At 66.3% G+C, this 23324-nt stretch carries 20 protein-coding genes; 17 read left to right on the plus strand and 3 right to left on the minus strand.

What is annotated here, in order from left to right; all coding sequences use genetic code 11:
* Positions 1-47: 47 nt before the first annotated feature.
* The 5 genes from lapB to cysM all read left to right on the plus strand — a co-directional run bounded on the left by lapB (position 48) and on the right by cysM (position 5001).
* Entirely contained in the window at positions 48-1265 is a 1218-nt protein-coding gene (lapB, locus tag ACUTAG_RS23385) for a lipopolysaccharide assembly protein LapB (protein WP_006388265.1), read from the plus strand.
* A complete protein-coding gene (rfaE1, locus tag ACUTAG_RS23390; protein ID WP_006388266.1) occupies positions 1262-2203 on the plus strand; it encodes a D-glycero-beta-D-manno-heptose-7-phosphate kinase in 942 nt (313 codons plus the stop codon). The genes lapB and rfaE1 overlap by 4 nt, the downstream gene beginning before the upstream one ends.
* On the plus strand, positions 2200-3189 hold the full coding sequence (rfaD, locus tag ACUTAG_RS23395) for an ADP-glyceromanno-heptose 6-epimerase (RefSeq protein ID WP_006388267.1): 990 nt from the start codon (positions 2200-2202) through the stop codon (positions 3187-3189). The genes rfaE1 and rfaD overlap by 4 nt, the downstream gene beginning before the upstream one ends.
* 197 nt (positions 3190-3386) lie before the next feature.
* Entirely contained in the window at positions 3387-3929 is a 543-nt protein-coding gene (locus tag ACUTAG_RS23400) for a ComEA family DNA-binding protein (RefSeq protein WP_081322313.1), read from the plus strand.
* Positions 3930-4089: 160 nt separating this feature from the next.
* Positions 4090-5001 carry a cysteine synthase CysM gene (cysM, locus tag ACUTAG_RS23405; RefSeq protein WP_026382781.1) on the plus strand — a complete coding sequence of 304 codons (912 nt, stop codon included), beginning with the start codon at positions 4090-4092 and terminating at the stop codon, positions 4999-5001.
* Positions 5002-5123: 122 nt separating this feature from the next.
* On the opposite strand, the gene ACUTAG_RS23410 is transcribed toward cysM, so the two are convergent.
* Together ACUTAG_RS23410 and ACUTAG_RS23415 are read right to left on the minus strand one after the other, a co-directional pair.
* Entirely contained in the window at positions 5124-6104 is a 981-nt protein-coding gene (locus ACUTAG_RS23410; RefSeq protein WP_006388269.1) for a Bug family tripartite tricarboxylate transporter substrate binding protein, read from the minus strand.
* Positions 6101-6877: an IclR family transcriptional regulator gene (locus ACUTAG_RS23415; RefSeq protein WP_024068178.1), complete on the minus strand. Its 777-nt coding sequence runs from the start codon at positions 6875-6877 to the stop codon at positions 6101-6103. The genes ACUTAG_RS23410 and ACUTAG_RS23415 overlap by 4 nt, the downstream gene beginning before the upstream one ends.
* Positions 6878-6945: 68 nt before the next feature.
* Between ACUTAG_RS23415 and ACUTAG_RS23420 the strand changes: the two genes are divergently transcribed.
* On the plus strand, positions 6946-7995 hold the full coding sequence (locus ACUTAG_RS23420; protein WP_006388271.1) for a cyclase family protein: 1050 nt from the start codon (positions 6946-6948) through the stop codon (positions 7993-7995).
* A gap of 106 nt (positions 7996-8101) precedes the next feature.
* Here ACUTAG_RS23420 and mltB read toward each other — a convergent pair whose 3' ends face one another.
* A complete protein-coding gene (mltB, locus tag ACUTAG_RS23425; protein WP_006388272.1) occupies positions 8102-9259 on the minus strand; it encodes a lytic murein transglycosylase B in 1158 nt (385 codons plus the stop codon).
* 10 nt (positions 9260-9269) lie between these two features.
* On the opposite strand from mltB, the gene ACUTAG_RS23430 reads away from it, so the two are divergent.
* The 11 genes from ACUTAG_RS23430 to cysW all read left to right on the plus strand — a co-directional run bounded on the left by ACUTAG_RS23430 (position 9270) and on the right by cysW (position 23306).
* Positions 9270-10193, plus strand: a complete 924-nt coding sequence (locus ACUTAG_RS23430) for a histone deacetylase family protein (protein WP_081247768.1) — start codon at positions 9270-9272, stop codon at positions 10191-10193.
* 82 nt (positions 10194-10275) lie between these two features.
* Positions 10276-11025 carry an electron transfer flavoprotein subunit beta/FixA family protein gene (locus ACUTAG_RS23435; RefSeq protein ID WP_020924586.1) on the plus strand — a complete coding sequence of 250 codons (750 nt, stop codon included), beginning with the start codon at positions 10276-10278 and terminating at the stop codon, positions 11023-11025.
* A 1-nt stretch (position 11026) separates the two neighbouring features.
* On the plus strand, positions 11027-11956 hold the full coding sequence (locus ACUTAG_RS23440) for an electron transfer flavoprotein subunit alpha/FixB family protein (protein WP_020924585.1): 930 nt from the start codon (positions 11027-11029) through the stop codon (positions 11954-11956).
* Positions 11957-12151: 195 nt separating this feature from the next.
* Entirely contained in the window at positions 12152-13843 is a 1692-nt protein-coding gene (gene aspT / locus ACUTAG_RS23445; protein WP_020924584.1) for an aspartate-alanine antiporter, read from the plus strand.
* A 59-nt stretch (positions 13844-13902) separates the two neighbouring features.
* Positions 13903-15717, plus strand: a complete 1815-nt coding sequence (locus ACUTAG_RS23450; RefSeq protein WP_047992262.1) for a bifunctional aspartate transaminase/aspartate 4-decarboxylase — start codon at positions 13903-13905, stop codon at positions 15715-15717.
* Between the two features lie 37 nt (positions 15718-15754).
* Positions 15755-17458, plus strand: coding sequence for an aspartate-alanine antiporter (aspT, locus tag ACUTAG_RS23455; protein ID WP_006388278.1), 1704 nt, complete (start codon positions 15755-15757; stop codon positions 17456-17458).
* 161 nt (positions 17459-17619) lie between these two features.
* The gene (locus ACUTAG_RS23460; protein WP_148316481.1) at positions 17620-19446 is read left to right on the plus strand and encodes an acyl-CoA dehydrogenase; all 1827 of its coding nucleotides are present in this window, start codon (positions 17620-17622) and stop codon (positions 19444-19446) included.
* A 153-nt stretch (positions 19447-19599) separates the two neighbouring features.
* The gene (locus ACUTAG_RS23465) at positions 19600-20241 is read left to right on the plus strand and encodes a peroxiredoxin (RefSeq protein WP_006388282.1); all 642 of its coding nucleotides are present in this window, start codon (positions 19600-19602) and stop codon (positions 20239-20241) included.
* Between the two features lie 225 nt (positions 20242-20466).
* Positions 20467-21495 (plus strand): sulfate ABC transporter substrate-binding protein, encoded by a 1029-nt coding sequence (locus ACUTAG_RS23470; protein WP_148316483.1) that lies wholly within the window; start codon positions 20467-20469, stop codon positions 21493-21495.
* 24 nt (positions 21496-21519) lie between these two features.
* Positions 21520-22410 carry a sulfate ABC transporter permease subunit CysT gene (gene cysT / locus ACUTAG_RS23475; protein WP_006388284.1) on the plus strand — a complete coding sequence of 297 codons (891 nt, stop codon included), beginning with the start codon at positions 21520-21522 and terminating at the stop codon, positions 22408-22410.
* Positions 22407-23306 (plus strand): sulfate ABC transporter permease subunit CysW, encoded by a 900-nt coding sequence (gene cysW / locus ACUTAG_RS23480; RefSeq protein WP_006388285.1) that lies wholly within the window; start codon positions 22407-22409, stop codon positions 23304-23306. The genes cysT and cysW overlap by 4 nt, the downstream gene beginning before the upstream one ends.
* Positions 23307-23324 lie beyond the last annotated feature (18 nt).

Here is a 23324-nt window from a genome sequence, read left to right on the forward strand (position 1 = left end):
TTGGAACTCCGTCATTTCCGCATTGAATCTACGCAAGAGCCCGCACAGTGGATTTTGAACCTTGGTGGTTGATATTCGTGCCGGTGTTGTTCGCGCTCGGCTGGCTGGCCGCGCGCTTCGACATCCGGCAGATGCTGCGGGAAACCCGCAGCCTGCCCGATTCCTATTTCCGGGGCCTGAACTTTCTGCTCAATGAGCAGCCCGATCGCGCCATCGATGCTTTCGTCGAAGTGGCCAAGCTCGATCCCGAGACCACCGAACTGCACTTCGCGCTGGGCAGCCTGTTCCGTCGCCGCGGCGAAATGGAACGCGCCATCCGGGTGCACCAGAGCCTGCTGAACCGTTCCGACCTGCCGGCCGCCGAGCGCGAACACGCGCAGCACGAACTGGCGCAGGACTTCCTCAAGGCCGGCATGCTCGATCGCGCCGAAAGCGGCTTCGAGCAGCTCAAGGACACCCGCTACGCCTTGCCCGCGCTGCGTTCGCTGATCCGCATCTACGAATCCGAGCACGACTGGCCGCGCGCCATCGAGGCCGTCAAGACGCTGCATGGCCTGGTCGACGAGCCGGTGCCGCAGATCGTCCATTACTACTGCGAGCAGGCCGCGACGGCGCTGGCGGCCAAGCCGCCCAACATCGACGCCGCGCATGCCGCCCTGGATGCCGCCGACCACGCCTTGTCGACCGCCGATGCCGGCATGTCGAGCAAGGGCGCCATGGTGCGCACCGCGATGCTGCGCGCCCGCCTGGCCCTGATCGAGCAGGATCCCAAGCGCGAGCGCCTGTATCTGGAGTCGGTCATGACCGACGCCCCCGAATACGTCGGCCTGGTGGCCGAACAGTTGCTGGCCAACTATCGGGCCGCCGGACAGGTCGAGGCCGGCCTGGAACTGCTGCAGCGCCAGTACACGCGCCATGCGTCGCTCGACCTGTTCAACGTCGTGTTCCGCGAATTGCGCGTGCAGCAGGGGTCGGCGACGGCCTGGGCTTTCGCCCGCGGCGCCTTGCGCAACCATCCTTCGCTGCTCGGGCTGGACCGCTTGCTGGAAGCCGAGCTGGCCAATCCCGAAGGCGCCAGCGAACAGGGCCCCGTTCCCGGGGCGGACCTGACGCTGCTGCGCAGCCTGATCCACAAACATACGCAACGACTGGACCGCTATGCGTGCCGGAGCTGCGGTTTTCAAGCGCGCCGTTTCTATTGGCAGTGCCCTGGCTGCAATGCCTGGGAAACCTACGCGCCGCGCCGTCTGGAAGAACTTGAATGAGCCAATTTCCCGTCGAATCCATTTCGCATAGCCGGGTGCTCGTGGTGGGCGACGTCATGCTGGACCGCTACTGGTTCGGCGAGGTGGAGCGTATTTCGCCTGAAGCGCCGGTACCGGTGGTGCGCGTGGCGCGCCGCGAGGATCGCCTTGGCGGCGCGGCCAACGTGGCGCGCAACGTCGCGGCATTGGGCGGCCACGTCACCCTGGTCGGCGTGCTGGGCGAAGACGAGGCGGGTGACAGCGTGCGGCGCCTGGCCGCGGAGGCCGGCGTCCAGGCCGACCTGATCACCGACCGCAGTCTGCATACCACGCTCAAGATGCGGGTGTTGGGTCGCCAGCAGCAACTGCTGCGAGTCGACTTCGAGCAGCATCCGCAGCAGGAGGCGCTCGACAGCATCGACGCCGCATTGGCGCGCCACCTCGCCAATCACGATATCGTGGTGCTGTCCGACTATGCCAAGGGGGTGCTGGCACGGGTCGAATCGCTGATCGGCCTGGCCCGCAGCGCGGGGATCCCCGTGCTGGTCGATCCCAAGGGGGACGATTACTCCCGTTACCGTGGTGCCACGCTGGTCACGCCCAACCGCTCGGAAATGCAGCAGGCCGTGGGCCGCTGGAATAGCGAATCCGAACTGACCGACCGCGCGCAACGCCTGCGCGCCGACCTGGATCTGGAAGCCCTGCTCGTGACGCGTTCGGAGCAGGGCATGACTTTGTTTACCGACACGGGCCGCGAGCACATCGACGCGCAGGCTCACGAGGTGTTCGACGTGTCCGGCGCGGGCGATACCGTGCTGGCGACGCTGGCCGTCTCGCGCGCCATCGGCCTGCCGTGGAAAGATGCCATGGGCTGGGCCAACCGGGCTGGCGGCATCGCCGTGGGCAAGCTCGGCACGTCCGTCGTCACCGCCGCCGAACTGGCAGGAGAACTCTCATGATCGTCGTTACCGGAGCCGCGGGCTTCATTGGCAGCAACCTGGTGCGTGGCCTGAATCGCCGCGGCATCGTGGACATCATCGCGGTGGATGACCTGACCGAAGGCGACAAGTTCGTCAATCTGGTCGATTGCAAGATCGCCGACTACCTCGACAAGGACGACTTCCGCCGCCGCGTCGCCGATGGCAGCCTGCCGGAAATCCGCGCGGTGCTGCACCAGGGCGCCTGCTCGGACACCACCGAGCGCAACGGCCGCTACATGCTCGACAACAACTACCGCGTCACGCTGGAACTGTTCGAGTTCTGCCAGGCGCGCCGCATCCCGTTCCTGTATGCCTCGTCGGCCGCGGTCTATGGCGGCTCGTCGGTCTACGTGGAAGACCCCGCCAACGAGGGCCCGCTCAACGTCTACGGCTATTCCAAGCTGCTGTTCGACCAGGTATTGCGCCAGCGCATGGACAGCCTGACCGCGCAGGTCGTGGGCCTGCGCTACTTCAACGTCTACGGCCCGCACGAACAGCACAAGGGCCGCATGGCCTCGGTGGCCTTCCACAACATGAACCAGTTCCTGGAACATGGCCATGTGCGCCTGTTCGCCGGTTGGGACGGCTATGTGGACGGCGGCCAGAGCCGCGACTTCATTTCGGTGGAGGACGTGGTGGCGGTGAACCTGCACTTCCTTGACCATCCGGAACAGTCGGGCATCTTCAACTGCGGCACCGGCCGCGCCCAGCCGTTCAACGACGTCGCGGCGGCCGTGGTCAACACGCTGCGCGCCGAGCGCGGCGAAGCGCAACTGACGCTGGCGCAACTGGTGGAACTGGACCTGATCCGCTACATCCCGTTCCCCGACGACCTGAAAGGCCGCTACCAAAGCTACACCCAGGCCGACGTGAGCCGCTTGCGCGCCGCCGGTTTCAGCGCGCCCATGCGCGACGTGCAGACCGGCGTGTCCGAGTACGTGCGCTACTGGCGCGCCCGCAAGTAGGCGGCACATGGCGGCCCGCAAGCGCCGCCTGCTCGAGCGTGACAAAGCCGCCGTGCCACAGGCGGCTTTTTTCTTGTCTACGTGATTGCCGGGGTGGATGAAACCGATCACTGCTTGCCCGCCTGTGTGCCTGGACGGGCCATGATCAGGATGTGGCGCAACAGCCGTTGCCCCGCGCTTTTTCCGGAGACCTGTTCATGAATCCCTTCCTGCATTCCACTGTCGCCCGCCGCCTGCCGGCCTTGCCGTGGCACCGCCCGCGTATCGCCACCACCGCGCGTGCGCGGACCGGCTTGCGCCAGGCGCTGGGCGTCGCCCTGCTGGCGGCCGGCGTGGCGCACGCGCCGGCGCAGGCGCTCGACCTGAATGACGCCACCGCGCAGCAACTCGCGGGCATCCGCGGTATCGGTCCGCGTACCGCGCAGACCATCGTCAGCGAACGTGAGCGCGCCGGCCGGTTCGAATCGCTGGAAGACCTGGCCGAGCGGGTGCGCGGCATCAGCCAGAAAAAGGCCGAGGCCCTCGGGGCGGCCGGCCTGACAGTGGGCGCGTCCGGCGCCGCGTCGACGGCAGCAGGCGCCCCCGCCAAGGTGGAGTCCGCCGCCAAGCCCCTCGCACCACGGGAGCGTGGGGCCGGCACGGCCAGGCCCGGCGGCGCTGGCGTAGCCGCCGCCAAGGCGGCCGCAGCCAAGCCGACGGCGGCAGGCCGACCTGCTGCGGTATCTCCGCCGCGCCCCTGATCCGCAAAGGCCGGCGCTTCGCCATCCACCGGATAGGCGCGAGGAGGCCTTCCCGCGTTGGCCGGCCTTGGGGCAGGGGGATCCGCCCCGTGGCGTGAACCCCTGGCACGAGCGCGGCTTTTGGCCGCGCCCGGCGCCGGGCGGGGTTATGATCGGCAGCATGACTACTACCTATCCCACTATCGAGCAGACCGTCGGCAATACGCCGCTGGTGCGCCTGCAGCGCATTCCCGGAGCCGCCGGTGCGGCCCGAGGCAACGTCATCCTGGCCAAGCTGGAAGGCAATAACCCCGCCGGTTCGGTCAAGGATCGGCCGGCGCTGTCCATGATCAGGCATGCCGAGGAGCGCGGCGACATCAAGCCGGGCGACACGCTGATCGAGGCGACCAGCGGCAACACCGGCATCGCGCTGGCCATGGCGGCCGCCATGCGTGGCTACCGCATGATCCTGATCATGCCCGACAACCTGTCGGTGGAACGGCGCGCGGCCATGACGGCCTATGGCGCCGAACTGATCCTGACGCCGGCCGACAAGGGCGGCATGGAATACGCCCGCGATCTGGCCACCGAAATGCAGGCGGACGGCCGCGGCGTGGTGCTGGACCAGTTTGCCAACCCCGACAATCCGCGCGCCCATATCGAGACCACCGGTCCGGAAATCTGGACGCAGACCGAAGGCCGCGTCACGCACTTCGTCAGCGCCATGGGCACGACCGGCACCATCATGGGCGTGTCCACCTACCTGAAGTCGCGCAACCCGGCGGTGCAGGTGGTGGGCGCGCAGCCGGCCGAGGGTTCGTCGATTCCCGGCATCCGCAAGTGGCCCGAGGCCTACCTGCCCAAGATCTTCGACCGAAGCCGAGTGGACGCCTACGAATCGATCGAGCAGGCCGAGGCCGAGGTCATGGCGCGCCGCCTGGCGGCCGAAGAGGGCATCTTCGGCGGCATTTCGTCGGCCGGCGCGCTGGTCGCGGCCTTGCGCGTGGCCGAGCGCGTCAATGACGCGACCATCGTGTTCATCGTCTGCGATCGCGGCGACCGCTACCTGTCCACGGGCGTCTTCAACGCCTGAGGCCGTGCGCCGGCGCCGTTGCCGGCGCCCAGGAAAAACGCCCCACGACCCGGAAACCGTCCGGGCCGTGGGGCGTTTGCGTTGCGAGGCCCGGCCATGCGGCGCGGGCTGTCGCCAGGGCCTTATTCGGGCTGGATGTTGGCGTCCTTCATGACCTTGATCCAGCGCGCGCTTTCGGCCAGGTTGAAGGCTTCGGCTTCCTGGTAGGTCATGGTGCTGGGCAGGGTGCCCTGCGACTTCAGCGCCTCGACCACCTTGGGCGATTGCGAGGCCTCGATCATGACCTTGTTGAGCTTGGCGACGATGGGCTCGGGCGTATCCTTGGGCACCCACATGCCGTACCAGGTGACGATGTCGAAACCGGGCAGGCCGTTTTCGGCGATGGTCGGCACGTCGGGCAGTTCGGCCAGGCGGGCCTTGGTGGTGACGGCGATCGGGCGCACCTTGCCGCTCTGGATCAGGGGCAGGGCGGGGGCCAGCGGCGCGTACATCAGGTCAACGTGGCCGCCGGCGACGTCGGTCAGGGCCGGGCTGCTGCCACGATAGCCGACGTGCGAGATGGACGCCTTGGTGGTGGTGTTGATCAGCTCGCCGGCCAGGTGCGGCAGGGTGGCCACGCCGGGCGAGGCGAAGCTCAACGAGCCCGGTTGGGCCTTGGCCTGCGCGATCAGCTCGCCGAAGGTCTTGAACTTCGAATCAGGCGGCACCACCGCTACCATCGGCACCGTGCCCAGCACGCCGACCATGCGGAAATCCTTGATCGGGTCGAACGTCAGGCTCTTGAACTGGGCGGGGTAGATGCCCTGCACCGACGGATTCATCAGCACGGTGTAGCCGTCGGCCGGCGCGCGCGCCACCTGGGCGGCGCCGATGGTGCCGCTGGCGCCGGGCCGGCTTTCGATCACCAGCGGCTGGCCCAGGATCTCGCCCATGCGCACCGCGATCACGCGGCCCACCACGTCGGTCGGGCCACCGGCGGCCCACGGCATGATCACGCGGATCGGCTTGTCGGGATAGGCATCCTGGGCCTGCGCGCCAGCCAGGGGCAGGGCGCCGATGGCGATTGCCGAGCATGCCGCGGCGAGCAAAGTGCGCTTGTTCATCTGCTGTCTTCTCCTACAAAGGTAAGGTTGGCCGAGGGCAGGGCCGCGTACAGCAGCGCCTTGACCTCTTTGAGTTGCTGGCCAGTGGTGGCTTCGTTCTTCTGCATGCGCCCCAGGGGGCCGGCCACCACGATGGCAAAGGGTTGTTCATAGGCCTTGAAGCCCAGCGAGATGGACATCACGTCCTCGACGTTTTCGCCGAGCGAGCGTTGCCAGCCGCGCTGGATGCCGGCCTGCAGGTCGCGCTCGAAGGCGGCCTGGCTGGTGAGGGTGGTCTCGGTGTACGAGGCGAACCCGGGATAGGTCTTGAACCACTTCTGGCGCTCGTCCTCGGACAGCACCGATAGCAGGGCCTTGCCCGAGCTGGTGGCGTGCACCGCCTTGAATCCGCCCGCCTGGTGCGAGAAGCGGATGGTCTGCTTGGATTCGGCGACGATCAGATAGACCACCTTGTCGTCCGCCAGCTTGGCCAGCAGGGCGGTTTCGCCGGTCAGGTCGCGCACCCGCGCCAGCACCGGTTCGATCACCGCGTTCAGCGGGTCGCTGCGGCAGATCAGGGTGGCGACGTGGATCAGCTTCTGCGTCGGGTAATAGCCGTGTTTCTTGCCGATCTCGTAGAGATAGCCGCGCGCCACCATGGTCTTGAGCAGGCCATGGCAGCTGGACAGCGGAATCTCCATCTGCGCGGCGATTTCGCTGTACAGCAATGGCTTCTGCGCCTCGGCAAAGAGGTTCAGGACATCGAGGACTCTGGCAGCTGTTTTCACATCCATGATGTTATTATCCTATATGTGATAAATTTGTGTCAAATTCTTAATTCCTGGCCAAGGAGCCGCGCCATATGAGATGGAAGAACCGTCCCGAGGGATCGAACTGGGGGGATTTCGGCCCTGATGACCAACGGGGCTGCCTGAATTACATCACTCCCGCGAACGTGATGAAGGGAATCCAGGAGGTTCGCGAAGGTTTGAGCTTCTGCCTGTCGCTGCCGCTGGACTATCCCGGCGGCAATGGCGTCAACGTGCGCCGCCATCCGCCCAAGCTGCGCCCCACCGAGCGCGACGGCGACCAGTACCTGAACTTCCCCTTGGGCCGCCTGCGCCCGGGATGCGTCGACGTGCTGAGCGACGACATTGTCGAGATGAGCCTGCAGTATTCGACCCAGTGGGATTCGCTGGCGCACGTGGGCGCGTTGTTCGACGCCAATGGCGATGGCCTGCCCGAGCGCGTCTACTACAACGGCTACCGTCCCAACGAACACGTGGTCGGCCCGGTGGACTACGACGTCGACAACGGCTTCGCCAAGACCGACCTGGGCCAGGGCGGCGCCTCCCATGCCAAGAAACTGGACATCACCCAGCTGGCCGAGTCCTGTCTGCAGAGCCGCGGCGTGATGGTCGACCTGGCGCGCCACTATGGACGCGAGCAGAAGTCGGTGGGCTACGACGATCTGATGCGCATCATCGAGGCCGATGGCATCGAGATCGAGCAGGGCGATATCGTGCTGTTCCACACGGAATTCGGCGATGCGCTGCTGGAGAAGCAGCGCCAGCCGGATCACCACACCCTGCATGAGATCTGCGCCGGGCTGGATGGCAGCGACGAGAAGCTGCTGCAGTGGATCACCGATTCCAAGGTGGCCGCCATGGCGTCGGACAACCACGCGCTGGAAATCTACCCGACGCAGAAGCCGAACGCGTGCTGCGCGGCATTGCCGCTGCACCACCACTGCATTTTCAAGCTCGGCCTGCCGATCGGCGAGATGTGGTATCTGGGCGCGCTGGCCCGCTGGCTGACCGCCAACGGCCGCAGCCGCTTCCTCCTGACCGCGCCGCCGCTGAATCTGCCGGGCGCGGTGGGTTCGCCCGCCACGCCGGTGGCCACGGTGTGAGCCAGGGGATGACCTGGACCGGGCCAACCCGGAATGGGCAGGGCCGGGACATGCCATTCCCGCCGCCCGGGGCCTGCCGGGCGTGGGCGCGGCGGGCGCCGCGCCTTCAGCGGCCGACGCGCGCCTCGATTTCGCTGGCCAGGTCGGCCACCGCGGTGGCGTAGAAGTAGCTGCGGTTGTATTTCGTCAGCGCGAAGAAGTTGGGCGTGCCTACGCGGTACTGGGCGGTGCCGCGGGCTTCCTCCACCAGGTCGACGACGCCCATGGGCTGGCTGCTCCAGCCATTGGCCGAGGCGCCCGGCTGCAGGCGCGCGCCGGCCGCGGTCAGCGTGCCCCAGGTCTGCTTGGGTTCCAGTCCGCCATCCACAAGGGCGGTGGGATCGGCCGGCAGAGTCACCGGCGCGAACACCGGCAGGCCGCGTTGCCAGCCGTGCTGCGAGAGGAAACTGCCCACCGACATGATGGCGTCGCGGGTGTTGTTGGTCAGGTCGATGTGGCCGCTGTCATCCCCATCCACCGCGTAGTGCTTGATGCTGGTGGGCATGAATTGCGGCATGCCGATGGCGCCGGCATACGAGCCGCGGGTTTCCATGTCCAGCTTGCCTTTCATCGCCAGCGTCAGGAAGTCGGCCAATTGGCCGCGGAACATGGTGGCGCGCTCGGGCTTGGCGGGATCCGGATAGTCGAAGGCCAGCGTGGTGAGCGCGTCCAGCACGCGGAAGTTGCCCATGTTGCGGCCATACAGTGTTTCAACGCCGATGATCGACGCAATGATCGGGGCCGGCACGCCGAAGCGTTGCGCGGCCTGGTTGAGCTGGTCGCGATGTTCGTTGTAGAACTCCACGCCCCAGCCGATGCGCTTGGGCTCGACGAAGCGCGAGCGGTAGGTCAGCCAGCTGCGCCAGATTTTCTTGCCGGGCGGCGAGGGCGCGATCAGCCGCGCCACGGTGGCGTTGTAGCGCGCGCTTTCGAGCGCCGCGACCATGGGCTTGAGCGGCAGGTCGCGTTCGGCGGCCAGGCCTTCGACGAAGGCGCGCACCTCCGGCCGCAGGGCGCCACTGGGCGTCAGGGCGGCCGGGCCGTCATCGGCGGGTTCGGAGCCGAGCGTCGGCGTACTGGGTCCGATGCGGATGGGGGTGGTGCCGGTGGTGGCCGCCGGCGGCTGGCCGGCGGCTGGATTGGGGGCGGTGGGAGCGGTGGTGGAGCACCCGGCCAGCAGGGCCGAAAGCGTGCCGAGTTGCAGTAATCGCCGACAGATGAACATAATCTTCCTTATGGAGACCATGTATCTTACCCACCCGGCATGCCGCTTGCATGAAATGGGCAGTTGGCATCCGGAGAGCCCGCAGAGGCTGGACGCCATTTCCGACCAATTGCTTGCCAGCGGCTTGATGCCCTATCTGGATGACCGGCAGGCGCCGCAGGCGTCCCGCCATGACGTGCTGCGGGTGCACACTGTCCAGTACCTGGACAGTCTGCGCGAGCATACGCCGGAACACGGGTATTACCCGATAGATCCGGACACCCTGATGAACCCCCATACCTACGAAGCCGCGCTGTACGCGGCGGGCGCGGGCGTGGCGGCCGTTGACGCGGTGATGGGGGGCGAGGCCCGCACGGCTTTTTGTGCGGTGCGTCCGCCCGGGCACCATGCCTGCCGTTCGCAGGCCATGGGCTTCTGCTTTCTGAACAACGTGGCCATCGCGGCCCGCCACGCCATGGAGTTCCACGGCCTGTCGCGGGTGGCCATCGTCGACTTCGACGTGCACCACGGCAACGGCACCGAGGACGTCTTCGCCGGCGACGAGCGGGTGCTGATGTGCAGCATTTTCCAGCACCCGTTCTTTCCCAACAGCGGCACCGAGCAGCCGGCGGCCAACATGGTCAATGTGCCGGTGGCGGCCTATACGGCGGGCGCCGCCGTGCGCACCATCGTCACCGACACCTGGCTGCCGCGACTCGAGGCGCACCGCCCCGAACTCATTCTGATTTCGGCGGGTTTCGATGCCCATCGCGAGGACGACATGGGTCAAATGGGGCTGGTGGAGGCCGATTATGCATGGATCACAGAGCAGCTCGTGGACGTGGCCGAACGCCACTGCCAGGGCCGGATCGTCAGCACGCTCGAAGGCGGTTACAACCTGTCCGCCCTGGGCCGCAGCGTCGTGGCCCATATACGGGCGCTGGCGAAGCTGTAGAATCAGGAAAAAATTGTGCAATGCGATCCCGGCGGATCGTTAACTCCCCCCCGGGTAATTATTTCCATTTGGAGGCAGCGGGATGAAGGTGTTGGTACCTGTCAAGCGCGTCGTTGACTACAACGTCAAGGTGCGCGTCAAGTCTGATCAGACCGGCGTGGATATCGCCAATGTGAAGATGTCGATGAACCCCTTTGACGAGATCGCCGTCGAGGAAGCCACCCGCCTGAAGGAAAAGGGCACCGTGGCCGAAGTCGTGGCGGTTTCTTGCGGCGTTGCGCAATGCCAGGAAACCCTGCGCACCGCCATGGCCATCGGCGCCGACCGCGGCGTGCTGGTCCAGACCGACGCCGAACTGCAACCGCTGGCCGTGGCCAAGTTGCTCCGCGCGCTGGTCGACAAGGAACAGCCGCAACTGGTGATCCTGGGCAAGCAGGCCATCGACGACGACGCCAACCAGACCGGCCAGATGCTGGCCGCGCTGCTGGACTGGCCGCAAGCCACGTTCGCCAGCAAGGTCGAGCTGGCCGATGGCAAGGCCACCGTCACGCGTGAAGTGGACGGCGGCCTGGAAACGCTGACGCTCAAGCTGCCGGCCATCATCACCACCGACCTGCGCCTGAACGAGCCGCGCTACGTCACGCTGCCGAACATCATGAAGGCCAAGAAGAAGCAGCTGGACACCGTCACCCCCGAAGAACTGGGTGTCGATCCGGCGCCGCGCCTGAAGACGCTCAAGGTCAGCGAGCCGCCCGCCCGCAAGGCCGGCATCAAGGTGGCCGATGTCGCGGCCCTGGTGGACAAACTCAAGAACGAAGCGAAGGTGGTTTGAGATGACGACGCTGGTTATTGCCGAACACGATAACGCCCAGCTCAAGGGCGCAACCCTGAACGCCGTCGCCGCCGCCGCCAAGATCGGAGGCGACGTCCACGTGCTGGTCGCCGGCGCCAATGCCCGCGCCGTGGCCGACCAGGCCGCGCAGGCGGCCGGCGTGGCCAAGGTGCTGCTGGCCGACGCGCCGCAGCTGGCCGATGGCCTGGCCGAGAACGTCGCCGCCCAGGTGCTGGCCGTGGCCTCGGGCTACAGCCACATCCTGTTCCCGGCCACTGCCTCGGGCAAGAACATCGCGCCGCGCGTTGCCGCCAAGCTCGACGTCGCCCAGATCTCCGACATCATCGGCGTGGAATCCGCCGATACCTTCCAGCGCCCGATCTACGCCGGCAACGCCATCGCCACCGTGCAATCGGCCGATCCGGTCAAGGTCATCACCGTGCGTACCACCGGCTTTGACGCCGTGGCCGCGCAGGGCGGCTCGGCCGCCGTGGAAGACGTTGCCGCCGTGGCCGATTCCGGCCTGTCGAGCTTCGTCGGCCGCGAAGTCGCCAAGAGCGACCGTCCGGAACTGGCCGGCGCCCGCGTGGTCGTGTCCGGCGGCCGTGGCCTGGGCAGCGCCGAGAACTTCAAGATCCTGGATCCGCTGGCCGACAAGCTCGGTGCCGCCCTGGGCGCCTCGCGCGCCGCGGTCGACGCCGGCTACGCGCCCAACGATTGGCAGGTCGGCCAGACCGGCAAGATCGTCGCGCCGCAGTTGTACGTGGCCGTCGGTATCTCGGGGGCCATCCAGCACCTGGCCGGCATGAAGGATTCCAAGGTCATCGTCGCCATCAACAAGGATCCCGAAGCGCCGATTTTCGGCGTGGCCGATTATGGTCTGGTGGGCGATCTGTTCCAGGTGGTTCCCGAACTGACCGGCGCGCTGTAAGCCATCGCTTCATCGTTGTATCCGGGCCCGCGGACATTATGTCCGCGGGCTTTTTATTTGCCCGCCTGACAATCGAAACTATTTGCTATTTGCAGTGCAATTCTTTTGATCTTTGGAAAGATTCTGATAATGTATGCCGCGCGCAGCTAGGATTCGCGCAAGTGCTTGGCCGGTACATAACGAAGGAGATTCGGGATGGAATGGTTATTTGACACTCTGCGGAAATACCCTGAACTGGCAATATTCCTTACCCTCGGGCTGGGGTATTGGATAGGCGCCAAGAAGATATTCGGATTCAACCTGGGGGCGGTGACCGGCACCTTGCTGGTCGGCGTGCTGGTCGGCCAGCTCAATATCACGATCGCCCCGATCGTCAAACAAGTCTTCTTCCTGCTGTTCCTGTTCGGCCTGGGTTATGGCGTCGGGCCGCAATTCTTTCGCGGCATGAAAAGCGATGGCCTGCCGCAGGTCATTTTCGCCGTGGTCATCTGCGTCATCTGCCTGCTGGTGACCTGGGGCACGGCCGTCGGTTTCGGTTTCGATGCCGGAACGGGGGCGGGCCTGCTGTCCGGCGCGCAGACCATTTCCGCGGTGATGGGCGTGGCTACCGACACCATTAACGGCCTGGGCATCGACGCGGCCACCAAGAAGAAATGGATCGACAGCATTCCGGTGGCGTATGCGGTCTGCTACATCTTCGGCACCGTCGGCAGCGCCTGGCTGCTGGCCTCGCTGGGCCCGAAACTGATGCGCGTGGACATCGTCAAGGAGTGCAAGGAGTACGAGGCCAAGATGTCCGGCGGCGCGGATTCGATGGAGCTGTCGGGCTACCGCAAGTTCATCTCTCGCGCCTACAAGCTCGATCATCCCGAATGGGTCGGCAAGACTGTGGGGGATGTCGAGTCGCGCTTTGTCGAGGCGCGCGTGTTCATCGAGCGCATCCGCCGCGGCGACCAGATCCTCGATACCGATTCGACCACCGTGCTGCAGGCCGGCGACGTGCTCGGCGTGGCTGGCCGGCACGACGCGCTGGTGCTGCAGGCGGCGGGGATCATCGGCGCCGAAGTCGAGGATCGTGACCTGATCAACCTGCCCGCCGAGATCGTCGAGGTGGTGCTGACCAACAAGAATCTGGCCGGCAAGACCGTCAAGGAAATCGCCGAAATGGAGCAGGTGCGCGCACTGGGGCGTGGCGTGTTCCTGCGCAAAGTGGTTCGCGGCGGCCATGAGATGCCGATCAATTGGGGGCTCAAGCTCGATCGCGGCGACCGCCTGTTCATCCTTGGCGCCAAGCGCGATGTCGAGCGCGTGGTCGGCAAGGTGGGGTACGTGGACCGCGCCACCGAGCAGACCGACATGGTGTTCGTGGGCTTCGGCATCCTGCTGGGCGGGCTGTTCGGCACGCTGGTGCTGACCGTGGGCGGCATTCCGATCACACTGTCGACTTCGGGCGGCTCGCTCATCGCCGGCCTCATCTTCGGCTATCTGCGCTCGGTGCATCCGACCTTCGGACGGGTGCCGGAGCCGGTGCACTGGTTCCTGACGTCGGTCGGCCTTACTGCCTTCGTGGCGGTGGTCGGCATCAGTTCGGGCCCCGGGTTCGTGCAGGGCTTCCAGCAACTGGGCGCCAAGCTTTTCATTGCGGGCATCATCGCCACCAGCGTGCCGATGATATTGGGGGTGTACATCGCCCGCTACGTGTTCAAGTTCCATCCGGCCATCGTGCTGGGCGTCTGCGCCGGCGCCCGCACCACCACCGCCGCCATCGGCCAGATCACCGAGACCGCGAAGAGCCAGGTGCCGGCGCTGGGCTACACGGTGCCCTACGCCATCGGCAACACCCTGCTCATCATCTGGGGCATCGTCATCGTCATGCTCATGACCTAGGGGCCGTTTCCGCCGAAGGCAATCTCGTCCGTCAATCGCAAACCAGGAGTAACTGAACAATGGCTTCCACCGCGCCTCTCACCGTCAGCCTGGCCTCGGCCCTGAAAACCACCCGCTCGCGCCAACGCGACCTGGAGCAACTGTCGCCCTTTGAACTTAAGGATTATCTGATCACGCTGGCCAAGGACACCCAGCAGACGGCCGCGCTGACCATGTTGAACGCGGGCCGCGGCAATCCCAACTGGATTGCCACCGAACCGCGCGACGCCTTCTTCCTGCTGGGCCAGTTCGCCATGAAGGAAGCGCGCCGCGTGCGCGACGATGTGATCCTGGCGGGCATGCCGCCCAAGAAGGGCTGCGCCGATCGCCTGCGCAAGTTCCTGTCCAAGAACAAGGGCGCGGCGGGCGCGGACTTCCTGGCCGGGGTGCTTGAGTACGGCGTGAAGATCAAGAACTTCGTGCCCGACGAATGGATCCATGAGCTGACCGACAGCGTCATCGGCGACAACTACCCGGTGCCGCCGCGTGCCCTGGTGCACCTGGAGCAGGTGGTGCATGACTACCTGATCAAGGAAATGTGCGACGGCCGGCCGCCCAAGGGCAAGTTCGACCTGTTCCCGGTCGAGGGCGGCACGGCGGCCATGTGCTACATCTTCGATTCGCTCATGCAGAACGGGCTGCTCAAGCAGGGCGATACCATCGCGCTGTTCCTGCCGACCTTCACGCCCTACATCGAGATCGCGCACCTGGAGCGCTTCCAGTTCAAGATCGTCGCCATCAACGCCAGTAGCGTGCGCGCCGACGGCACCCACGACTGGCACTATCCGGCCTCGGAAATCGCCAAGCTCGAGAATCCGAAGATCAAGCTGGCGGTGACCGTCAACCCCAGCAATCCGCCGTCGGTGGCCTTCAGCCCGGTCGAGATGAAGCAGATCGTGGGACTGATCCGCAAGAATCCGGACCTGGTGCTGGTGACGGACGACGTGTACGGCACCTTCGTGCCGAACTTCCGCTCGCTGATGGCCGAAGTGCCGCACAACACCATCTGCGTGTATTCCTTCTCGAAGAACTTCGGCTGCACCGGCTGGCGCCTGGGCGTGATCGCGACCCATGAAAAGAACACCATGGACCGCCGCATCGCCGAACTGCCGGCATCGTGGAAGAACCGCCTGAACAAGCGCTATGGCGCCATGACCATGGAGCCCGAGAAGCTCAAGTTCATCGACCGCATGGTGGCCGACAGCCGCAACGTGGCGCTGAACCACACCGCCGGCCTGTCGCTGCCGCAACAGGTGCAGATGGGCTTTTTCGCCCTGTCGCACCTGCTGGACCTGAAGGACGCGTACAAGCACCTGACCATGCAGATCGTGCGGGCGCGGCGCGATGCGCTGTGGCGCGGGCTGGGCGTGCCGTTGCCGCCCGAGGATCCGATGCGTGGCTGGTACTACGTCGAACTGGACTTCATGGTCTGGGCCAAGAACACCTATGGCGACGCCTTCTGCAAATACATGACGTCCAACTACGAGCCGGTCGACTTCCTGTTCCGCCTGGCCGAGAAATCCGGCGTGGTGCTGATGGACGGCGGCGGGTTCGGCGGGCCGCCCTGGTCCATCCGCATTTCGCTGGCCAACCTGGATGATGGCGACTATTCCAAGATCGGCAAGCACATGGTCGACGCCGCCACGGAATACGTCGAGGCCTGGAAGGCCGGCCAACTGGTGCGTTCGGGTCCGACCGCCGGCAAGGGCCAGAAGGTCAAGCCCGCCGCCGCCAAGCGCAAGGGCGCCGGCAAGCAAGCCGCCAAGAAGGCGGTGAAGCAGGCGGTCAAGAAGGCCGCCAAGGCCGAGCGCTCGGCCACCAAAGGGGCGAAGTAGCCGCCATCGTCCGCCAGATCCAGGGTGACATGACCTCATGACGTGCTCAGTCGGGTTTTTCAATAACGTTCCCATCGCGGTGCTGTTCCTGACGGTGGGGTTGGGATACCTGATCGGCAAGCTCAAGATCGGGCCGATCCAGCTGGGGGGCGTGTGCGGCACGCTCATCGTTGCCCTGCTGATCGGCCAGACCGGCTGCCAGATGCGCGGCGATCTGAAGGAGGTCGCGTTCGCCCTGTTCATCTTCGCCATGGGCTATTCGGGCGGACCGCAGTTCTTCGCCAACCTGAACCGGTCCAGCCTGCGCTACATCGTGCTGCCCATCATTGAGGCGCTGCTGGTGCTGACCATCGTGCTGCTGGCGGTGCCGCTGTTCGGGTTGGACGCGGGCACGGCGGCTGGACTGGCTGCGGGGGCGGCAACCGAGTCGGCCGTGGTCGGGACCGCGGCGGAGGCGCTCAAGCACCTGGGGCTGGCCGACGCCGACGTGCAGCGCATGGAGGCCAATATCGCCACCGCCTACACGCTGACCTACCTGGTGGGCCTGATCAGCATCGTGTTCTTCACCAGCCAGGTGGCGCCCGCGCTGTTGCGCATCAACCTGCGCGACGCTTCCAAGGCGCTGGAGGAGAAACTCGGCGCGGGGCCTGGCGAGGCCGACGACAGCATGATGCCGACGCTGCCGCGGCTGGTGGGGCGCTCGCACGTGGTCAAGGACGCCGATGGCAAGACCGTGGGCGAGGTCGAGGCCGAGATGGGCGGCCGCACCGCGATCAGCCGCATCCTGCGCAATGGCGAGGCGCTCGATCCCACCCCCGCGGACGTATTGGCCACCGGCGACATCGTGGTGGTGCTGGGGCTGCGCCGCTTCGCGCTGCGGGCCGGCTCGGTGATCGGGCCCGAGATCCAGCTGCCGGAGGCGCATGCCGATGATCTGCAGTTGGCCGAGTTGCAGGTCATCGTCAGCAAGAAGGAAGTCAATGGCCACACCGTGGGCGAACTGGCGGCGCGTCCGCGGGCGCAGCGCGCGCGCGGCGTGTTCCTGCAGTCGATACAGCGTTCGGGCCATATGCTGCCGGTGACTCCGGCCACCGTGGTGCAGTATGGCGACCTGGTGACGCTGGTGGGCGCCGAACCGGAGTTGTCGCAGGCCGGCGCGGCGCTGGGTAACCAGTTGCGGCGCAGTGGCGTGACCGATCTGGTATTCCTGTCGTTCGGCATTCTCGCCGGCTTGTTGATCGGCAGCCTGGCCGCGCGCCTGTGGGGCATTCCGGTGTCGCTGGGCAGTGGCGGCGGCGCGCTGGTCAGCGGCCTGGTCTGCGGCTGGATCAACGCCAAGCGGCCTGCGCTGGGCCACATGCCCGAGCAGGCTGTGCAATTGCTCAAGGACCTGGGGCTGGCGGTGTTCGTCGCCTGTGTCGGCCTGTCGGCAGGCCCGGAAGCGGTGTCGCTGATCCGCGAGCACGGGGCGGTGCTGCCGCTGATCGGCCTGCTGGTGTCGCTCGGGCCGGCCTGCCTGTCGCTGTGGGTCGGGCACAAGCTGCTCAAGATAGAGGGGCCGTTGCTGGTTGGCGCCATCGCGGGCCAGCATGTCAGCACGCCGGCGATCAGCGCCATCCTGGGAGCCAGTGGCAGCGCGGTGCCGCTGCTGGGCTACACCGTGACCTATGCCATCGCCAATGTGCTGCTGCCGGTGCTGGGACCGATCATCGTGTCGCTGGCGCATCACCTGGGCGGCTGAGTCCGGTCGCATGGCCGGACCCATGACGGGGAACGAGGGTTTAACATAGGCTAGGGAAACTACCGAGACCGCCATCGGCCGCGCCACGCGCGGCGCCCAAGGCGGCATCCCATCGCACCCCGCCGCGCCCGCCGTCACGGGAGCCGGCTCATGGAGACAAGATGCCCTACCTAACCCCGTTGCAGGATTTCCGCTTTGCGCTCAAGGAGCTGGCCGGCCTGGACGACGTCCTCAAGCTGCCCGGTTTCGAAGAGGTGACCCCCGACCTGGTGGACGCCATCCTGGAAGAGAATGGCCGCTTCGTCGAGCAGGCGATCGCTCCGCTGAATGTGCCGGGCGACACCCGGCCCCCGGTCTGGAATGATGGCCACGTGACCGCGACGCCGGGCTATGCCCAGGGCTTCAAGGACTACGCCGCCGGCGGCTGGCAGGGCCTGCAGCATCCGCAGGCCTGGGGCGGCCAGGGCTTGCCCAAGCTGGTCGCGGCCGCGCCCGGCGAGAACATCCAGGCGGCCAGCCTGGCGTTCTCGCTGTGCCCGATGCTGACCGACGGCGTGATCGAAGCCATCCTGACGGTCGGGTCGGAAGAACAGCGCAGGAAGTTCGTGCCCAACCTGATCGGCGGCAAATGGACGGGAACCATGAACCTGACCGAGCCGCAGGCAGGTTCCGACCTGGCCCAGGTCGCCACCCGCGCGGTGCGCCAGGAAGACGGCAGCTACCGCCTGTCGGGCCAGAAGATCTTCATTACCTACGGCGAGCACGATCTGGCCGAGAACATCATCCACCTGGTGCTGGCGCGCACGCCGGACGCGCCCCCCGGGGTGAAAGGCATCTCGCTGTTCATCGTGCCGAAGTTCCTGGTCGGGGCCGATGGTTCCCTGGGGCCGCGCAACGATGTCTGGTGCGCGTCGCTGGAGCACAAGCTGGGCATCCACGGCAGTCCCACCGCCGTGCTGCTGTACGGATCCGGCAAGGGCGAGGCGGGCGAGGGCGCGGTCGGCTACCTGGTGGGCGAACTGAACCGTGGCCTGGAATACATGTTCATCATGATGAACGCGGCGCGCTATTCGGTCGGGCAGCAGGGCATCGGCGTGTCCGAGCGCGCCTACCAGCACGCGCTGGCCTACGCGCGCGAACGGGTGCAGGGACGCGCCGTGGAAGGTTCCAGCGCCGCCGTCGCGATCGCTCGCCATCCGGACGTGCAGCGCATGCTGCTGACCATGAAGGCGCTGACCGAGGCGGCGCGCGCCGTGTCCTACGTGACGGCGGCGGCCCACGACAAGGGCACTCACCATCCCGACCCGGAGCAGCGGGCCCGCAACCGCGCTTTCTACGAATACATGGTGCCCGTCGTGAAGGGTTTTGCCACCGAGTCGGCGGTGGAGGTGGCCTCGCTTGGCGTGCAGGTGCACGGCGGCATGGGCTACATCGAGGAGACCGGGGCGGCCCAGTATTACCGCGATGCCCGCATCCTGCCGATCTACGAGGGCACCACCGCGATCCAGGCCAATGACCTGGTCAGCCGCAAGACCCAGCGCGATGCCGGCGCCACCGCCTACGCCGCCATTGCCGCCATGCGTGAGACGCTGCGGGCGGTCGAGGCCGAGTCCTCGCGCGCCGCGGCGCCCGAGCGCGACGGCCTGCGCCTGCTGCGCGACAACCTCGACAGCGCGATCCAGGCCTACGAGTCGGGGGTGGAATTCATCCTGGAGCAAACGGCGGTGAACATCCGCGCCGTCTATGCCAGCAGCGTGCCGTACCTGATGCTGGCCGGCGTGGTGCATGGCGGCTGGCAGATGGCGCGCGCCGTGCTGGCGTGCCGCCGGCACCTGGCGGCGGGATCGACCGATCCGTTCCATCGCGAGAAGCTGGCGACCGGATTGTTCTACGCCGCCCACATTCTGCCGCGCGCCCTGGCGCTGTCGGCGGCGGTGCGCGCCGGCGTGGTGGCGGACGCCTGCGGCGCCGCCGCGAATATTGCATAAGGTTATATGTCTTGCGTATTTCCCCTGCAACAGGTTTGATGGAAGAATCGTTTTGGAGGGCGGCACAGGCCGCCGCCGAAACGCTTTTCCAGCCGGCCGCCGGACAGGGCGGCCGGTCGATTCCGCAACCCGAGTCCGCAAGCAGGAGACACCATGAGCCATCTACGCCTGGGCGACACCGCGCCCGATTTCGAGCAGGAATCCTCCGCCGGCCCGATCCGTTTCCATGAGTATCTGGGCAATAGCTGGGGCGTGCTGTTCTCGCATCCGGCCGACTTCACGCCCGTCTGCACCACCGAACTGGGCTACACCGCCAAGCTGGCCGACGAATTCGCCAAGCGCAACGTGAAAGTGCTGGCGCTGTCGGTGGACGGCACCGACTCGCACACCAAGTGGATCGAGGACATCAACGACACCCAGTCGACCAAGGTCAATTTCCCGATCCTGGCCGACAAGGACCGCAAGGTGTCCGAGCTGTACGACATGATCCACCCCAACGCCAATGCCACGCTGACGGTGCGCTCGGTCTTCATCATCGACCCGAACAAGAAGGTGCGCCTGATCATCACGTATCCCGCCAGCACCGGCCGCAACTTCAACGAGATCCTGCGCGTCATCGACTCGCTGCAGCTTACCGACAGCCACAGCGTGGCCACGCCGGTCAACTGGGAAGACGGCGACGACGTCATCATCGTGCCGTCGCTGCAGGACGAAGCCGTGATCAAGCAGAAGTTCCCCAAGGGCTACAAAGCGGTGCGTCCGTACCTGCGCATTACGCCCCAGCCGAATAAGTAAATAAGAAATCCGTTTATGGGCGGCCGGCGCCGCCCGTCCGGACGGCGCCCGAAAAAGCGCCCGCAAAGCCGCGTATTCCCTGGGAATGCGCGGCTTTTTCACGTCTTGCGGCGGGCGCGCTATATGCCTGGAAGCGATGAGCAATCAAAGAATGATTCGTTCCGTTCAGAACAGGCCGCCGGCACACTTGCTTTCACATTGCCAAACACGCGAAGGGAGCAAGGAATGTCTTTCAGGAAAGCCGGATGGTTGGCCGCCTTGGCCGCAGTGACGATGTCTCTTGCCGCGATTGCGCCGGCGCAGGCGCAGCAGAAGCAGACGCTGTTGAACGTGTCCTATGATCCGACGCGCGAACTGTACCGCGCCATCGATGACGCCTTCAGCAAGCAATACAAGGAAAAGGCCAACGTCGACCTGACCATCCGTCAGTCGCACGGTGGTTCCGGCCGCCAGGCGCGCTCGGTCATCGACGGCCTGGAAGCCGACGTGGTGACGCTGGCGCTGGCCTACGACATCGACGCCATCGCCGACCGCGGCCTCCTGCCCGAAAACTGGCAGGCGCGCCTGCCGCAGAACAGCTCGCCCTACACCTCGACTATCGTGTTCCTGGTGCGCAAGGGCAACCCCAAGCACATCAAGGACTGGGACGACCTGATCAAGGACGGCGTGCAGGTGATCACGCCCAACCCCAAGACCTCCGGCGGCGCGCGCTGGAACTACCTGGCCGCCTGGGCCTACGCGCTGGAAAAGAACGGCGGCAGCGAAGACAAGGCGCGCGCCTACGTCGGCGACCTGCTCAAGCACGTGCCGGTGCTGGATACCGGCGCCCGCGGCGCTACCACCACCTTCGTCGAACGCGGCGTCGGCGACGTGTTGCTGGCGTGGGAGAACGAGGCCTTCCTCGCGCTGGAAGAATTGGGTCCGGACAAGTTCGACATCGTGGTGCCGTCGCTGTCGATCCTGGCCGAGCCGCCCGTGGCCATCGTCGACAAGATCGTCGACAAGAAGGGCACCCGCGCCGCGGCCCAGGCCTACCTGGAATTCCTCTACACCCCGGCAGCCCAGGAAATCATCGCCAAGAACTACTACCGGCCGATCGACAAGACCGTGGCCGCCAAGTACGAAAGCAAGTTCCCCAAGGTCAAGCTGGTGACCATCGACGACAAGATCTTCGGCGGCTGGCGCAAGGCGCAGAAGGACCACTTCAGCGACGGCGGCACCTTCGACCAGATCTACCAGCCGCAGAAGAAGTAAGCGGACAACCAGCGGACGACGGCCATGACTACAGCCTCGATTCCGACGGCAAAGGGCGCGCGGGCGCCTTTTGCCGTTCGGCGCAACAGCCCGGGCGTGCTGCCCGGTTTCGGCATTTCCATGGGCTACGCGGTGCTGTACCTGAGCGTGCTCGTGTTGATTCCCCTGGCGGCGCTGCCGATCAAGAGCGCCTCGCTGGGCTGGCAGGGCTTCTGGGACGCGGTGACGGCGCCACGGGTGCTGGCGTCGTATCAACTCACCTTCGGCGCCTCGCTGCTGGCGGCGCTGGTGAATCTGGTGTTCGGCACCATCGTGGCCTGGGTACTGGTGCGCTACCGCTTTCCGGGCAAGAAGATCCTGGACGCGCTGGTGGACCTGCCGTTCGCGCTGCCCACCGCCGTGGCCGGCATCGCCCTGACCGCGCTGTACGCGGAAAAGGGTTGGCTGGGCGCGCCGCTGGCCAACTGGTTCGGCCTGAAGGTCGCGTTCACGCCGCTGGGCATCGTGATCGCGCTGATTTTCATCGGCGTGCCGTTCGTGGTGCGCACGGTGCAGCCGGTGCTGGAAGACATCGAGCGTGAAATCGAGGAGGCCGCCGCCAGCCTCGGCGCGGACCGCTGGCAGACGATCCGCCGCGTGCTGCTGCCGAGCCTGGTGCCGGCGCTGATGACCGGCTTCGCGCTGGCGTTCGCCCGCGCGGTGGGCGAGTACGGTTCGGTGGTCTTCATTGCCGGCAACATGCCGATGGTGTCCGAGATCACGCCGCTGCTGATCATCGCCAAGCTGGAGCAGTTCGACTATGCCGGCGCCGCCGCCATCGCCACCGTGATGCTGGTGCTGTCGTTCGTGCTGCTTTTCGTCATCAATCTGCTGCAGGGCTGGCAGGCCCGTCGTGGCCTCGGGAGACAGGCATGAGCTTTGTTGACCGTCCCGCCCACCTGACCGAGCCGCGCTGGGTGCGCGGCATCCTGCTGTTCCTGGCGCTGGGTTTTCTGGCACTGTTCCTGCTGGTGCCGCTGGCCGCGGTGTTCTACGAGGCTTTCCGCAAGGGCTGGCAGCTGTACCTGGAGGCCATCGTCGAGCCCGATGCGCTGGCCGCGATCCGCCTGACGCTGGTGGTGGCGGCGATCGCGCTGCCGGTCAACCTGGTGTTCGGCGTGGCCGCCGCCTGGGCCATCACCAAGTTCCAGTTCCGCGGCAAGCAGTTCCTGATCACGCTGATCGACCTGCCGTTCTCGGTGTCGCCGGTGGTGGCCGGCCTGGTGTTCGTGCTGCTGTTCGGCACGCAGGGCTGGTTCGGCGACTGGCTGCAGGCGCACGACCTGAAGATCGTCTATGCCGTGCCGGGCATCATCCTGGCCTCGCTGTTCGTGACCTTCCCCTTCGTCGCGCGCGAGCTGATCCCCCTGATGCAGGCGCAGGGCAGCGAGGAAGAGCAGGCCGCGCTGACGCTGGGCGCGAGCGGCTGGCAGATCTTCTGGCGCGTGACGCTGCCCAACATCAAGTGGGGCCTGCTGTACGGCGCCATTCTCTGCAATGCGCGGGCCATGGGCGAGTTCGGCGCGGTCTCGGTGGTGTCGGGCCAGATCCGCGGCCTGACCAACACCATGACCCTGCATGTGGAGATTCTCTACAACGAATACCAGTATTCGGCGGCGTTCGCGGTGGCCTCGCTGCTGGCGCTGCTGGCGTTGGTGACGCTGGTGGCCAAGAACGTGATCGAGTGGCGCAACGCGCGCTACCTGAAGGCGGCGGAGCTGCCGGTCGAGTATCCCGGGCCCGCGACGGCCATCAAGCCGGCCGTCGCCTGACGCGGCCGGCCAGACGGA

Source organism: Achromobacter sp. CSND-B12, assembly GCF_052906545.1.

Excerpts from the sequence above, each read along its gene's own strand:
- ACUTAG_RS23415 (WP_024068178.1), bottom strand. The coding sequence starts at position 6,877 with ATGGATGTGAAAACAGCTGCCAGAGTCCTCGATGTCCTGAACCTCTTT.
- ACUTAG_RS23420 (WP_006388271.1), top strand. The coding sequence starts at position 6,946 with ATGAGATGGAAGAACCGTCCCGAGGGATCGAACTGGGGGGATTTCGGC.
- ACUTAG_RS23430 (WP_081247768.1), top strand. The coding sequence starts at position 9,270 with ATGGAGACCATGTATCTTACCCACCCGGCATGCCGCTTGCATGAAATG.
- ACUTAG_RS23465 (WP_006388282.1), top strand. The coding sequence starts at position 19,600 with ATGAGCCATCTACGCCTGGGCGACACCGCGCCCGATTTCGAGCAGGAA.
- cysW (WP_006388285.1), top strand. The coding sequence starts at position 22,407 with ATGAGCTTTGTTGACCGTCCCGCCCACCTGACCGAGCCGCGCTGGGTG.
- ACUTAG_RS23400 (WP_081322313.1), top strand. The coding sequence starts at position 3,387 with ATGAATCCCTTCCTGCATTCCACTGTCGCCCGCCGCCTGCCGGCCTTG.
- rfaD (WP_006388267.1), top strand. The coding sequence starts at position 2,200 with ATGATCGTCGTTACCGGAGCCGCGGGCTTCATTGGCAGCAACCTGGTG.
- ACUTAG_RS23470 (WP_148316483.1), top strand. The coding sequence starts at position 20,467 with ATGTCTTTCAGGAAAGCCGGATGGTTGGCCGCCTTGGCCGCAGTGACG.
- aspT (WP_006388278.1), top strand. The coding sequence starts at position 15,755 with ATGACGTGCTCAGTCGGGTTTTTCAATAACGTTCCCATCGCGGTGCTG.
- rfaE1 (WP_006388266.1), top strand. The coding sequence starts at position 1,262 with ATGAGCCAATTTCCCGTCGAATCCATTTCGCATAGCCGGGTGCTCGTG.
- ACUTAG_RS23460 (WP_148316481.1), top strand. The coding sequence starts at position 17,620 with ATGCCCTACCTAACCCCGTTGCAGGATTTCCGCTTTGCGCTCAAGGAG.
- ACUTAG_RS23440 (WP_020924585.1), top strand. The coding sequence starts at position 11,027 with ATGACGACGCTGGTTATTGCCGAACACGATAACGCCCAGCTCAAGGGC.
- ACUTAG_RS23435 (WP_020924586.1), top strand. The coding sequence starts at position 10,276 with ATGAAGGTGTTGGTACCTGTCAAGCGCGTCGTTGACTACAACGTCAAG.
- aspT (WP_020924584.1), top strand. The coding sequence starts at position 12,152 with ATGGAATGGTTATTTGACACTCTGCGGAAATACCCTGAACTGGCAATA.
- mltB (WP_006388272.1), bottom strand. The coding sequence starts at position 9,259 with ATGTTCATCTGTCGGCGATTACTGCAACTCGGCACGCTTTCGGCCCTG.
- ACUTAG_RS23450 (WP_047992262.1), top strand. The coding sequence starts at position 13,903 with ATGGCTTCCACCGCGCCTCTCACCGTCAGCCTGGCCTCGGCCCTGAAA.
- ACUTAG_RS23410 (WP_006388269.1), bottom strand. The coding sequence starts at position 6,104 with ATGAACAAGCGCACTTTGCTCGCCGCGGCATGCTCGGCAATCGCCATC.
- cysT (WP_006388284.1), top strand. The coding sequence starts at position 21,520 with ATGACTACAGCCTCGATTCCGACGGCAAAGGGCGCGCGGGCGCCTTTT.
- cysM (WP_026382781.1), top strand. The coding sequence starts at position 4,090 with ATGACTACTACCTATCCCACTATCGAGCAGACCGTCGGCAATACGCCG.